General features: G+C 70.4%; 9 protein-coding genes and 1 pseudogene. 3 read left to right on the plus strand and 7 right to left on the minus strand.

Translation table 11 applies throughout. The annotated features are described in order from the left end of the window. Both RIV12_RS12635 and groL read left to right on the plus strand, forming a co-directional pair. Positions 1-294, plus strand: a pseudogene (locus RIV12_RS12635) (glycoside hydrolase family 15); the annotation flags it as partial. Positions 295-586: 292 nt separating this feature from the next. Beyond that, positions 587-2209 carry a chaperonin GroEL gene (gene groL / locus RIV12_RS12640; RefSeq protein WP_075418483.1) on the plus strand — a complete coding sequence of 541 codons (1623 nt, stop codon included), beginning with the start codon at positions 587-589 and terminating at the stop codon, positions 2207-2209. Between the two features lie 121 nt (positions 2210-2330). On the opposite strand, the gene RIV12_RS12645 is transcribed toward groL, so the two are convergent. The 7 genes from RIV12_RS12645 to RIV12_RS12675 all read right to left on the minus strand — a co-directional run bounded on the left by RIV12_RS12645 (position 2331) and on the right by RIV12_RS12675 (position 11273). Continuing rightward, complete coding sequence (locus tag RIV12_RS12645; protein WP_075418484.1) at positions 2331-2678, minus strand: WXG100 family type VII secretion target; 348 nt, start codon at positions 2676-2678, stop codon at positions 2331-2333. Positions 2679-2885: 207 nt separating this feature from the next. Then, the gene (locus RIV12_RS12650; protein ID WP_309324328.1) at positions 2886-4292 is read right to left on the minus strand and encodes an HD domain-containing protein; all 1407 of its coding nucleotides are present in this window, start codon (positions 4290-4292) and stop codon (positions 2886-2888) included. A gap of 142 nt (positions 4293-4434) precedes the next feature. Next, on the minus strand, positions 4435-6033 hold the full coding sequence (locus tag RIV12_RS12655; RefSeq protein WP_075418486.1) for a sensor histidine kinase: 1599 nt from the start codon (positions 6031-6033) through the stop codon (positions 4435-4437). After that, positions 6033-6770, minus strand: a complete 738-nt coding sequence (locus tag RIV12_RS12660) for a response regulator transcription factor (RefSeq protein WP_009407606.1) — start codon at positions 6768-6770, stop codon at positions 6033-6035. The genes RIV12_RS12655 and RIV12_RS12660 overlap by 1 nt, the downstream gene beginning before the upstream one ends. Before the next feature lie 243 nt (positions 6771-7013). Next, positions 7014-7616, minus strand: coding sequence for an NYN domain-containing protein (locus tag RIV12_RS12665; RefSeq protein WP_075418487.1), 603 nt, complete (start codon positions 7614-7616; stop codon positions 7014-7016). 405 nt (positions 7617-8021) lie between these two features. Beyond that, positions 8022-8870, minus strand: a complete 849-nt coding sequence (locus RIV12_RS12670) for a PspA/IM30 family protein (protein WP_309324330.1) — start codon at positions 8868-8870, stop codon at positions 8022-8024. A 201-nt stretch (positions 8871-9071) separates the two neighbouring features. Next, a complete protein-coding gene (locus RIV12_RS12675; protein WP_309324332.1) occupies positions 9072-11273 on the minus strand; it encodes a TPM domain-containing protein in 2202 nt (733 codons plus the stop codon). A gap of 112 nt (positions 11274-11385) precedes the next feature. Here RIV12_RS12675 and RIV12_RS12680 point away from each other — a divergent pair. Further along, on the plus strand, positions 11386-12094 hold a 709-nt coding region (locus RIV12_RS12680), incomplete at its 3' end, for a type 1 glutamine amidotransferase (RefSeq protein ID WP_309324334.1).

A 12094-nucleotide genomic window follows, 5' to 3' on the forward strand; every position in this document is an offset into this window, starting at 1 on the left:
GCCGCACGCATGCGACGCCCCGCCGGGGGCCTCGCCCCCGGCTCCGGCTGGCGCGATGACGGTGTCTCCTGGACGCCGGAGACCGCCCTCATGGCCTGGTCGGCCCTGTCGCTGGAGATGGAGGAGGAGGGAACCCGGCTGCTGTCGTGGCTCGAGTCGCACCGCACCGGCGCCGGCGCCCTGCCGGAGAAGGTCCTGGCCGACGGCGCCCCGGCGGGTCCCGCACCCCTGGCGTGGACCTGCGCACTCATCCTGCTGGCCACCGCCTCACGGGCAGCCGGCCGGCCCTCATGACCCGGGCCGCCGCCCCGGGGGCAGGACCGCCCGCGGGCCCGGCGCGATTCCCTGCTTCGCCATCGGAGGATTCAGTGCCGATGAGAACTGAGCTCCTTGCACTCAAGGGCTGAGAGTGCCAGCATTGCGGTTAGCACTCGGGCTCCTCGAGTGACAACGCATCCTTGAATGCACCAAGTTCATCCAGGCTGGAACGTGAGGGCCGGCGTCGGGCGTGACGTGAACGCCCGGGACCGACCCGTCCGTCGCGGGCACGAACCGGCCGCCCCTACCACGCAGTGGAGGAAACTCAATGTCCAAGATCATCGCCTTCGACGAGGAGGCCCGCCGCGGCATGGAGCGCGGCCTCAACACCCTCGCCGACACCGTCAAGGTCACCCTGGGCCCCAAGGGCCGTAACGTCGTGCTCGACAAGAAGTGGGGCGCCCCCACGATCACCAACGACGGCGTGACCATCGCCAAGGAGATCGAGCTCGAGGAGCCCTACGAGAAGATCGGCGCCGAGCTCGTCAAGGAGGTCGCCAAGAAGACCGACGACGTCGCGGGTGACGGCACCACCACCGCCACCGTCCTGGCCCAGGCCCTGGTGCGCGAGGGCCTGCGCAACGTCGCCGCCGGCGCCAACCCGATCGCCGTTCGCCGCGGTATCGAGAAGGCCGTCGCGGCCGTCGTCGAGCGCCTGCTGGCCGACGCCAAGGAGGTCGAGACCCAGGAGGAGATCGCGGCCACCGCCTCCATCTCCGCCGCCGACGAGCAGATCGGTGCCTTCATCGCCGAGGCCCTGGAGAAGGTCGGCCACGAGGGCGTCGTCACCGTCGAGGAGTCCAACACCTTCGGCCTCGAGCTCGAGGTCACCGAGGGCATGCGTTTCGACAAGGGCTTCATCTCCCCCTACTTCGTCACCGACCCCGACCGCCAGGAGGCCGTCCTGGAGGACGCCTACGTCCTGCTGGTCGAGTCCAAGATCTCCAACGTCAAGGACCTGCTCCCGCTGCTGGAGAAGGTCATGCAGACCGGCAAGCCGCTGGCCATCATCGCCGAGGACGTCGAGGCCGAGGCCCTGGCCACCCTCGTCGTCAACCGCATCCGTGGCACCTTCAAGTCCGTGGCCGTCAAGGCCCCCGGCTTCGGCGACCGCCGCAAGGCGATGCTGCAGGACATGGCGATCCTCACCGGCGGTACGGTCATCTCCGAGACCGTCGGCCTCAAGCTCGAGAACGCCACCCTGGAGGACCTGGGCCAGACCCGCAAGGTCGTCGTCACCAAGGACGAGACCACCCTGGTCGAGGGCGCCGGCGACAAGGAGGCCATCGAGGCCCGCACCGCCCAGATCCGCCTCGAGATCGAGAACTCCGACTCCGACTACGACCGCGAGAAGCTCTCCGAGCGCCTGGCCAAGCTGGCCGGCGGCGTCGCCGTCCTCAAGTCCGGTGCCGCCACCGAGGTGGAGCTCAAGGAGCGCAAGCACCGCATCGAGGACGCCGTGCGCAACGCCAAGGCCGCCGTCGAGGAGGGCATCGTCGCCGGTGGTGGCGTCGCCCTGCTCCAGGCCGCCGAGGTCCTCGACTCCCTCAAGCTCGAGGGCGACGAGGCCACCGGTGCCGCGATCGTCAAGGTCGCCGTGGAGGCCCCGCTCAAGCAGATCGCTGCCAACGCCGGCCTCGAGGGCGGCGTGGTCGTGGACCGCGTGCGCAACCTGCCCACCGGTGAGGGCCTCAACGCCGCCACCGGCGAGTACGTCAACCTGCTGGCCGCCGGCATCGCCGACCCGGTCAAGGTGACCCGCTCCGCCCTGCAGAACGCCGGTTCCATCGCCGGTCTGTTCCTGACCACCGAGGCCGTCGTGGCCGACAAGCCCGAGCCCCCGGCCGCTCCGGCCGAGGGTGGCGCCGGCGACATGGGCGGCATGTACTGATCGACATGACTCCCAGCGAGCCAGTCATCGCCCGGTAGCCCGGCCGCGACGTCGGCCGGCCCCGGGAATCACGGCGGGCCGTCTCTCACACATGTGAGGGGCGGCCCGCCGTCGTCGGCTCCTACCAGGCGCCCAAGGGCGCCGAGCCCGTGGCCGGAGCGGGGGCGGGAGCCGGCGCCGAGGTGGCGAAACGGCCCCGGTTGGAGGTCTCTGCGTCGTCGTAGCAGACGGCGGCGTTGTCCAGGGCCAGGCTGATCTGATCGAGGTTGGACTGCACCTGGAGCTGGGTGAGGTGCCAGTCGGCCGCGCAGGCGGCCATGGAGTCCGACGCCGTCCCGGTCCAGCAGGACTGGAGCAGGCCGATGTCGCCCCGCATGCCATCGACCTCGGTCTGGATCGTCGCGATACGGGTACGGGTCCGAGCGGCGGTGTCGGCCACCGCGGCGGTGTCGACGGAGTAGGTGGGCATGAGGGGCGTCCTTTCGTGAGAGGCGGCCCGAGGGCCGTGCGCGGTGTGCCGGTGGTGCACCAAGGTGCGCGCTGTGCCTCTCACGGTAGGGGGCTGACCGGGTGGCGTACCGGGCGAGCAGCCGGCCCTGTGGAGCGGGTCCGCAGATCGTGGCCTGTGGCCCCGCAGGAGGCGGGCCGTTCCTGAGGAAGGGCCCGCCTGGGTGCCTCAGAGGTCCCCGGCGCCGTCGTCGATGATCTCCTCGGTGATGGGAGTGATCTCGCCGGTACGGGCCTCGCGCAGCTCCTTGGCCTCCTGGGTCTTGGCTCGCAGCTTCTCCGTGAGCTTGTCCCGCTCGGCCTGGACGCGGGCGCGGCGGTCCTCGGCCTCGTCGGAGCGGCGACGCGAGATCATGAGCAGGTCCAGGTCCGCGATGCACGACTCCATGGAGGCCGTGTGCGTCATCGCCTCCTCGCCGTCCTTGTCCTCGCGCGCCTCGCCTCGCTCGGCAGGTGCGTCGGCGGGGCGGCGCGCTGAGGCCACGGCTGGAATCCCGCGGGCGGGGGTGCGTGGCGAGGGCGCGCTCGACGGGGAGAGCGGCGACGCGGACGCCGCCGGCGCTGAGGATGCTGAGGGCGCCGCAGAGGCGGCTGTCGCCGCGCTCGTGGCCGATACGGTGGATCGCATGGCCCTGAGCTCGGTGGGGTTCAGACGCAGGGTGTTGCCGTCCTGGGCGGGGCCGTCCATGGGGTCCTCAGCGGGCAGCGCCTGGAAACCCAGCGGAGGGGTGCGGGGGTCGCGTTCCGCGGCCTCGCTCGGCCGCTCGGGAACGGGGCCTGCAGCAGCGGTGGTACTGGCCAACGGGGTGACCGGGGCGGTGCGTGCCGGCGCCTGGGCGGCTCCGATCTCGGGGGCCGCCTGATCGGCCGGCCCCTCCTGATCCTCGGCGAGCCTGCCGAGCTTCTCGTTGAGACGTCGTTGCTCGGCGGCCAGGTTCTCCCGGGCGGCGTGCTCCCAGCGCTGGCCCAACGGCGAGTGGAAGAGGTGCTCACGGTCCAGGAGCCGGGAGACGATCGTCAGGCGGCCGCGCAGGTACTCCTCCAAGGGGATGTGGGAGTACTCCTCGCGCAGCAGCCGCACGTACTCGGCGTAGGTCTGGGGGTCCACGGCCAGGGTCCCCAGGTCGGCGTCGATGAGGGCCTGGGCGTCGATGTCGTGCTCGTCGAGCATGTGCCGCTTGAGGTTGACGATGAGGCAGCACACCCGCTTGACCGTCTCCATCGGAACACCCAGGTGACGCAGGTCGGCCTCGGCGAAGGCCGCTGAGGCGGTCTCATCCTCGCCGCCGTTGCCGCGGATGACCTCCTCGACGTCGGAGGAGAAGACGCAGCCGTGGTACCAGCAGGCGACCCGCATGATGTCCGGGTTGTGCGACTCCTCGGCCAGCTCGTCGACCCGCGCGAGCATGTCGATGAGGTGGCGAAGGTTGTGGAAGCGACGGTCCGGTGTGGACCAGCGCTCGATGAGGAGCTCGCCGGCGGAGCCGATCGCCTCTGGGGGCTGCGTGGCGCCGATCGCCTTCACCGAGCGGGTGAAGGCCGGCAGGAGCCATTGCGGTGCGTCGATGACACCCATGGGTCAGTCTCCGTGTTGGAAATGGAACGCGTGCCATCGTAGGACTGTCCTTGCCGTGACGTCGACGTGACACAGTGTCTCGCGTGCCACTCTTGTGGACGACGCGGTGCGGCCGGCCCTGCCTGAGGCGCGGTGGCGGGGCCTACCAGGCCGGTGCGGGCGGCAGCTCGATGTGGACGGTGGCGCCGCCGCCAGGGGTCTGGAGCATCTGGACCGTCCCCTTGTGGGCGGCCACAATACCCAGCACGATCGCCAGTCCCAGGCCGGATCCGCCGGTCTCCCGGTTGCGGGAGGTGTCTGAGCGGTAGAAGCGCTGGAAGACCTTCTCGGCCGCCTCCGGTGGCACGCCGTGGCCGTGATCGCGGACCTCGACGACGACGACCGGTTGCGCCGTCGGGTTGGCTCGCGGGGGCGCCATACCGATGGCGATCTCCACCGGCGTCCCAGCGGGGGTGTGGCGCACCACGTTGCCCAGCAGGTTGGTGAGGATCTGGGAGAGGCGGTCGCGGTCGCCGATGACCTGGAGCGAGGGGGCCTCCTTGCCGGCGGCCTCGTCGCGGGGGTCGAGGGGGATGAGGCCGCAGTCGCGCTCGGGGGCCAGCACCATCATGTCGCTCAGGGCGCCGGCGGCCAGGTCGGTGAGGTTGACCGGCTCCATGGACATCTCCCGGCCCTCGTCGATCCGGGCCAGCTGGAGGAGGTCGTCCACGAGGCGCCCCATCCGGTTGGACTCGGTCTCAATGCGCCCCATGACCTCACCGGTCTTGTACGCGGGCACCCCGCCCATCCGGTAGAGCTCGCCGTAGCCGCGGATCGCGGCCAGGGGGGTGCGCAGCTCGTGGGAGGCATCGGAGACGAAGCGCGTCATCCGCTCCTGGGCCACGACCTGGGCGGCGAAGGAGCTCTCGTTCTGGGTGAGCATCGTGTTGATCGCCCGCTGCAGCGAGCCGACCTCCGTGGTGCGCGGCTCGGTCACCAGGATGCGGGCGGACAGGTCGCCGTGGGCGATCCGGGCGGCCACGCCCTCGATCTGGCGCAAGGAGCGGAACGAGCGGTGAACCAGGTAGGTGGCGAAGACGGCTCCCACCGAGATGATCGAGACATCGGCCAGCGCCACCACGAGGCGGGTGCGCTCCACGGTCTCCATGACGTCGCTCAGCGGGAGTGCCAGGGCTACGGCACCGGTGTACTCGCCGGTGTTCTGGTCCCGGATGAGCAGGGTGATCATCCGCCACTGGTGGCCGGGCTGATCGGAGTTGACCGTCGTGATCGGGAAGTCGTTCTTGTCCGCGTGGGCCAGGGCGCGCCGGTAGTCCAGGCCCTTGATCTGGGGTCGGCCGTAGGTGGCGGCGGTGTCCGGGGAGATCCACTCCCCGTTACGGCTGGGGTCGAGGTACTCGGCCTTGACGTAGTAGTTCGAGGGGAAGGTGGTGCTGCTGGTCCCTCCCTCGCGAATCTGGGCCAGTCCCTGGCTCCCGATGGCCACTGAGGTGGTGCGCAACTGACTGTCGATCTGGCCCATCATGTGGCTGTAGAGCAGCGAGGTCACCACGAAGGAGACGACGATGAGCCCGATGGCGAGCAGACCGGTGGTCATGAGGGTCAGGCGCGTGCGCAGCGGCATCGCCTGCCAGGGGCGCTGGATCGCGGTGATCGGGTGCCATCGGCCCCGTTTGATCGGGCGGTGCTGCTTACCGGACGACTTGGCCGGGCGCGTGCTCCCCCCACGCGCCGCGGCCATCACTCGGCCTTGGGTTCGCGAAGCATGTAGCCGACTCCGCGACGAGTTTGGATGAGCGGGGTGACGGGCTGGCCGTCCGCGCCCTGGATCTGGTCCACCTTGCGACGCAGATAGGAGATGTAGGACTCCACGATCGCGGCGTCACCGTTCCAGTCGTACTCCCAGACGTGGTCGAGGATCTGGGCCTTGGACACGACGCGCCCGGCGTTGAGCATGAGGTAGCGCAGGAGCTTGAACTCGGTGGGCGACAGGTCCACCTCGACCTCGGCGCGGTACACCTCGTGGGCGTCCTCGTCCAGGACCAGATCGGCCACGCGCACGACGCCGTCGTCCTGGTTCTCAATGGCGTGGGTGCGGCGCAGGATGGCGCGAATGCGGGCGATGACCTCCTCCAGCCCGAAGGGCTTGGTGACGTAGTCGTCGCCGCCGACGGTCAGGCCCTGGACCTTGTCCGCCATGTCGTCGCGGGCGGTCAGGAAGAGGATCGGGGTGGTCACGTCGCGTTCGCGCAGGCGACGTGCCACGGTGAAGCCGTCCATGTCGGGCAGCATGACGTCAAGGACCACCAGGTCGGGGGACGTCTTCTCCACCGTCTTCAGGGCGCCGTTGCCATCGCCTGCGATCGAGACCTCGAAGCCTGCGAAGCGCAGGGACGAGGCCAGCAAGTCGCGGATGTTGGGCTCATCGTCGACGACAAGGAGGTGAGCTTCGGTGCGGGACTGCTGGGAACGCTCCATGAGTCTCACCATCCCTTCAGTTTCTGGTCGTTTCCTGAATGAGTTCCGAATGGTCGCTGTTGATAGGTCAAGTGGTTGGTGTGACCTCAATCCAATTGTAGACCCGGGAAGTCTTGGAAATCCCACAAAAATGGGGAACGGTGTGGTTGCCACGTGAACAGAGGTGACCTCTGACGGCTCTTCGGTGAGTCGCGTTGTGACATGAGGCGGGGCGACGGCAGGTGCCGTCGCCCCGCCGTCGGGTCAGAGGAAGGCGAGTGGGTCGAAGTCCTCCAGCGGGATGATGCACACGCGCGGCAGCGGGATGGTGAAGGCCTTGACGTCACTCTCCAGGTCGTAGATCGTCAGGCCCTCGTCCTCCAGGGCGGCCAGCTGGGCGTTGAGGAACTCGCGGAAGCACAGGATCCCCACCTGGGCGCCGGCCTGCAGGAGGCGCTCGATGTGGGGGATGTAGTCGCCGTCGTGGCTGCCCAGCAGGACGTGGGCCTCCTGGCCGGACTCGACCCGCTCGGCCAGCGCCTCCAGGGTGCGCTGAATACCGATGTCGACGACCTTCTCATCATTGCTTCCGGACCCGGCCAGTGGCACGGGACGGTAGTCCATGGCCAGCAGGGCCTGGATGAAGCTCATGGGCATGTGGCCGCTGGTGGCGTTGAGGAAGAACAGGGCCCGGGCCTCATCCCCCTCACCCTCGGCGGCGTCGGCGGAAGACAGTTCATCGCAGTATGCGAGGACTCGGTCCCAACGGGGCCGCTCCTCAGGTTCGGGACGCCGGCCCAGCACACTCATGCCGAGAGTGGCGTCAATGTTCTCGCCATCGACGAGAAGATAAGTCGGTACGCTCATGAGGCTCATGCTACCGGCCACGCAGTCCAGTAGCGTCCGACGACGCTCGAAGACACCGCACCGATACCGGCCTCCTCTCCCGTTCGTCTGAGCGTGATCGGGGTGTGTCCCAATCGTGTTGGGAAGCTGCCCGAGTGAAGGGACTCGAGGCGCTGGTCGGGGACATTCGACGCGGTCGGGTGCCGTCTACGCGGCCGGGGACGAAACTCACCTGGCGGGGACAATCGGCGCCGTCGGGTGCGGAATTCCTGTCCCCGGAGGCGTGAGATGCCCCCGGCCGGAGTGGAATGTCCCCGGCAGGGGCCGCGACGACCGACGTCGAGGAGCACGAAACCGCCCGGCACTCATCGGGATGACGAGGACCGGGCGGCTTGCGGGCTGGTACGCCTGAGTGACGCGGTGAGATCAGTAGGAGGACTTCTCCTCGCCGGCCGGCTGACTCTGGTTCTTGAGGGCCGCGAAGGCGGCGTTGATCGCGTCGTCGTCACCGTCGGTGATCTGTGCGGGGGCCTGCTGCTGGGCGCCCGGAAGCGCCGGGTTCTGCCCGGACTTCAGGGCCGCCAGCCGGGCCTCCGCCTCCAGGCTGGCGCCGGAGGCCTCGAGCTCGGCGAACTGAGACTCCAGGGAGGAGCCGGCCAGCTCCATCTGCCCGGCGGCCTGGGCCTCGACCCGACGCACCTGGTCCTCGTAGCGGGACAGCTCGCTGGTGGGGTCCAGGACGTTGATGGAACGGATGGCGCCCTGCACCTTGACCTGCGCCTCGGCGGTCTTCTGGCGGGCGATGAGCTGGTCGCGCTTGGAGCGCAGCTCGCCGAGCTTGACCTCCATCTGCTGCAGGCCGGTCTTGAGCTGCTCGACGACCTGGCGCTGGGAGGCGATCATCGGCTCAGCGGCCTTGGCCTCGTTCTCCGCCGTGATCTGCTTGGTCAGTGCGATCTTGGCCAGCGAGTCCCACTTGTCCGCGCCGGCCGTGTCACCGCCGGCGCGCATCTGGTCGGCCTTGCGGGAGGCGGCCAGGGCCTTGTTGCCCCAGTCCTTGGCCTCGGCGACGTCGGCGTCGTGGTCCTTCTCCGCCAGACGCAGGTTGCCGATCGTCTGGGCGACGGCGTCACGGGCCTCGGCGATGGACGCCGTGTAGTCACGCACCAGCTGGTTGAGCATCTTCTCCGGGTCCTCGGCGCGGTCCAGGAGCGCGTTGATGTTGGCGCGGGTGAGCTGGGCGATGCGCCCCAGGATCGACTGCTTCTCAGCCATGGTTGTTCGTCCTTCCGTCGAGCTGCGACGTCGGTGTGGGCAGATTGTGGGCAGGTATGGACTCGGCGCTTGCCGGGTGGTCGCCAGGCGGGCCAGGCGTCATGATCGCAGGTCCCAACGCCCGGAGTCACGCCGGCGGGGGCCGCATCGCTCAGGGCATGACGGGCGTGCGAGCGGGGGCGTCCGCCAGACGTGCGCGACTCAGAAGTCGCCGCCCCCGTCGAAGAAGCCGCCGCCTCCGCTCATGAAGTCCCCACCTCCGGAGAAGAAGCCGCCGCCTCCGCCCCAGTCGCTGTCGTGGTGGTGGGAGCTCCAACCGCCGTAGTTGTGGCCGCCGCCCAGCAGCAGCCCTCCCAGCAGGAGCGAGCCCAGGTCGAGCCCGCCGCCCGAGCGGCCGTAACCGCCGGAGTAGGAGTAGCCCTCACCGGAGTGCGGGCCCCACGAGCTCGACGACGAGCCGCGCACATCGGCCTCGGCCAGGGCCTGGGCCTGGGCGACGAGCGGCTCGGCCGCCGCAACCTCCGCCAGGGCCGCCACCGGATCAGTGGTCTGGACGCTGGTGGCGGCCGTGGCGTGACGGGCGGCCTCGCTCAGCGCGGTGCGCGCCGAGGGACCCACCGCCCCGCGGTAGGTGGTGATGTAGGAGGTCACCGACTCCACCTGGGAGTTGAGGCGGGCCAGACGCGAGCCCAGGGAGGCCCGGGCGCGCGAGTCGTTCTCCTCGCGCTCGCGGGCCGGTGCCAGGGCGGCGTCGATGGCGGCCTCGGCCCGGGCCAGGTGGTCCAGGGCGGCCAGGGGGTCGCCGGTCGGGTTGGCCCCGCTGGCCTGACGGCCCTGCTCCACGGCGGCCTCGGCGTCGGCCACGAGCGGGGCCAGGGTCGCCGCCGGCACCGAGCCCTCCAGACGCTTGGCGTCCACCAGGTCTGAGGAGATCGAGGCGATGGCCGCCTCCAGGTCCTTCGTCGCGCTCTGGAGGCGCTCGCGGGCACCGGTGACCTGTGCGGCCAGCTCGCCGGCCTGGGCGATCGAGCCCTGGGCGATGCGCACCTGCTCCACGGCCGTCGCGTCCTGAGAGGCCTCGACGCTGGCGCGGGCCTGGTCCAGGGCGGTGCGCCCGGCGGCCAGCAGGCGGCGGGCCTGCTCGGGGGCCTGGGCCACGCTGGTCAGGGAGGAGGCGGGGTAGGCGGCACTGAGCGTCACCAGGATCGTCTCGGCCATGACGATGGCCTGCTCGGTCTCGTCCGCCCGCTGGGCGGTCTCCGCGATCGACGTCGGCAGGTTCGCCTCGATGCCGCGCCGCTTGTTGAAGGCCTCCTCCTGGGCGCGGATCTCACCGACCGCCTCCGAGCAGTGCTGGAGGATCTCGGTGTACATCTGGCGCTGCTGCGGCTCGGTCTCGGGGATGTCGTCGTCGAGGATCTTGCGCAGCTCGAAGCACCGTGACAGGTGCTTGCGGGCGCTGTCCAGGGCGGCGGTGAAGGCGTCCGTGGCGGACAGGCCGAACTGCGCCTGCGCGTAGGACAGCTCCTCGGCGGCGGCGCGCACCGTGTCATCGGCCTGGACCAGGGCGCTGCCGGCCTGCGTGCGCAGCTGCTCCACCGTCATCGCCGCGGGGCCCGCGGGCTGGTTCCCGGGTGCGCCGCCCGCGGTGTCCTGCTTCCTGCGCTTGCCGAACAGCATGTCGTCGTTCTCCTTGTTCTTTCTGCGCTTGTACACCGTCCAGGCGGCGGCCCCGCCGGCCGCGACCGCGCCCCCGCCCAGCAGGAGCGGAAGCGCCGAGGATCCCGAGTCGCTCGAGCCGCCCGAGCCGCTGGAGCCGGACATGTTCTTCGGGATGGCGGCCACGGCGTCGTCGTAGTTGCCCGCGCTCAGCTGCTTCTTGAGGGCCGAGTCGATCCGCTTGTAGTCGGACTCGGAGAACTTCGAGGAGTTGCTGTGCGCCTGCAGCTTGTAGCTCTTCGAGGCCGAGCCGTCGGAGGGGATGTTGATGACCAGGAGCATGTCGTCACGCCCCAGCTTCGTGTCCTTGAAGGCCTGCTCGGCGATCGCGGAGGCCTTGTGACTGGAGTCGGAGACGGTCAGCACCCACAGGCCCACGCCGTACTTGGAGGACATCGTGTCCACGGCCTGCTGGGCCTTCGAGGCATCCAGGATCCCGAGCTCATCGGTGACGTGCTGGGTCAGGGTGGTCGACGCCGCCGGGAGCGCCCGGGGCGCACCCGCCGACACGGCCGACGCAGCCGGGACGGAGGAGGTCAGGGGCAGGGGCGCGGAGCCGGCCGTCGTCGGCGCGGCTGCGGCGCCCGCCGAGAGTCCCAGCAGCCCCAGGGCGGCCGCCGTCGCGACGCCGGAGAGGGCCATCTGGTGCCAAGGACGGGAGAGCGGGGGCTGCTGGTTCTTCATCCGGGACATCGTCCCCGCCGGGCGCGGGTGTGAGCAAGTCGTTTCGCCTCAGGCGGCACGCCTGCGCCTGTCACCGCGCGCAGGCAACCGAACCACCGGCAGAATGTCGTCCATGACAGATACGCTCACGATCACCGTCATCGAGCCCGAGGAGCTCGCGCCTGTGGGACGCCTGGGGGAGTGGCTCTTCGCCGAGGGCGCCACGCTGCGCATGGTGCGTCCCTGGCGGGGCGACCCCATTCCCGGCCTGGATGAGATCGGCGACGGTCTCGTCGTGCTGGGCGGCTCCATGAGCGCCCACGACGAGGGCGACCACCCCTGGCTGGCGGACCTGCGTGAGCTGCTGCGCGGCGTCGTCGCCGACGACGTCCCCGCCATCGCCATCTGCCTGGGGGCCCAGGTGGCCGCTGAGGCCCTCGGGGGCTCCACGGCCGTGCCGGCGCTGGGCAACGACGAGGTCGGCGTCGTGGAGCTGACCATCACGGCCGCCGGCGAGAGCGACCCGGTCTTCGGGGCCGTGGCCGCCGAGGCCATCCGCGCCGCCCACCGCGCCGGGATCCGCACCTCCGACGGCACCCGCTTCCCCGTCATCGTCTCCCACCACGACGCCGTCACCCACCTGCCCGAGGCCGCCATCCTGCTGGCCTCCTCCGACCGCTCCCCGGTTCACACCTGGCGGGCCGGGCGGCTCCTGGCCTTCCAGCACCACCCCGAGTCCGACCCGGCGCGCGTGGCCTACTGGCGCACCCGCGACGCCCTGAACGACCTGGCCGGCACCATGGACGCGGCCTCGCTCAAGGCCGCCCGTGACGCCCTGGAGG

It is taken from the genome of Actinomyces stomatis (assembly GCF_031292835.1).
Taxonomy (GTDB): domain Bacteria; phylum Actinomycetota; class Actinomycetes; order Actinomycetales; family Actinomycetaceae; genus Actinomyces; species Actinomyces stomatis.

What these genes read in the sequence shown, in the direction of transcription:
- groL (WP_075418483.1), top strand. Translation starts at nt 587, where the DNA reads ATGTCCAAGATCATCGCCTTCGACGAGGAGGCCCGCCGCGGCATGGAG.
- RIV12_RS12645 (WP_075418484.1), bottom strand. Translation starts at nt 2,678, where the DNA reads ATGCCCACCTACTCCGTCGACACCGCCGCGGTGGCCGACACCGCCGCT.
- RIV12_RS12650 (WP_309324328.1), bottom strand. Translation starts at nt 4,292, where the DNA reads ATGGGTGTCATCGACGCACCGCAATGGCTCCTGCCGGCCTTCACCCGC.
- RIV12_RS12655 (WP_075418486.1), bottom strand. Translation starts at nt 6,033, where the DNA reads ATGGCCGCGGCGCGTGGGGGGAGCACGCGCCCGGCCAAGTCGTCCGGT.
- RIV12_RS12660 (WP_009407606.1), bottom strand. Translation starts at nt 6,770, where the DNA reads ATGGAGCGTTCCCAGCAGTCCCGCACCGAAGCTCACCTCCTTGTCGTC.
- RIV12_RS12665 (WP_075418487.1), bottom strand. Translation starts at nt 7,616, where the DNA reads ATGAGCGTACCGACTTATCTTCTCGTCGATGGCGAGAACATTGACGCC.
- RIV12_RS12670 (WP_309324330.1), bottom strand. Translation starts at nt 8,870, where the DNA reads ATGGCTGAGAAGCAGTCGATCCTGGGGCGCATCGCCCAGCTCACCCGC.
- RIV12_RS12675 (WP_309324332.1), bottom strand. Translation starts at nt 11,273, where the DNA reads ATGAAGAACCAGCAGCCCCCGCTCTCCCGTCCTTGGCACCAGATGGCC.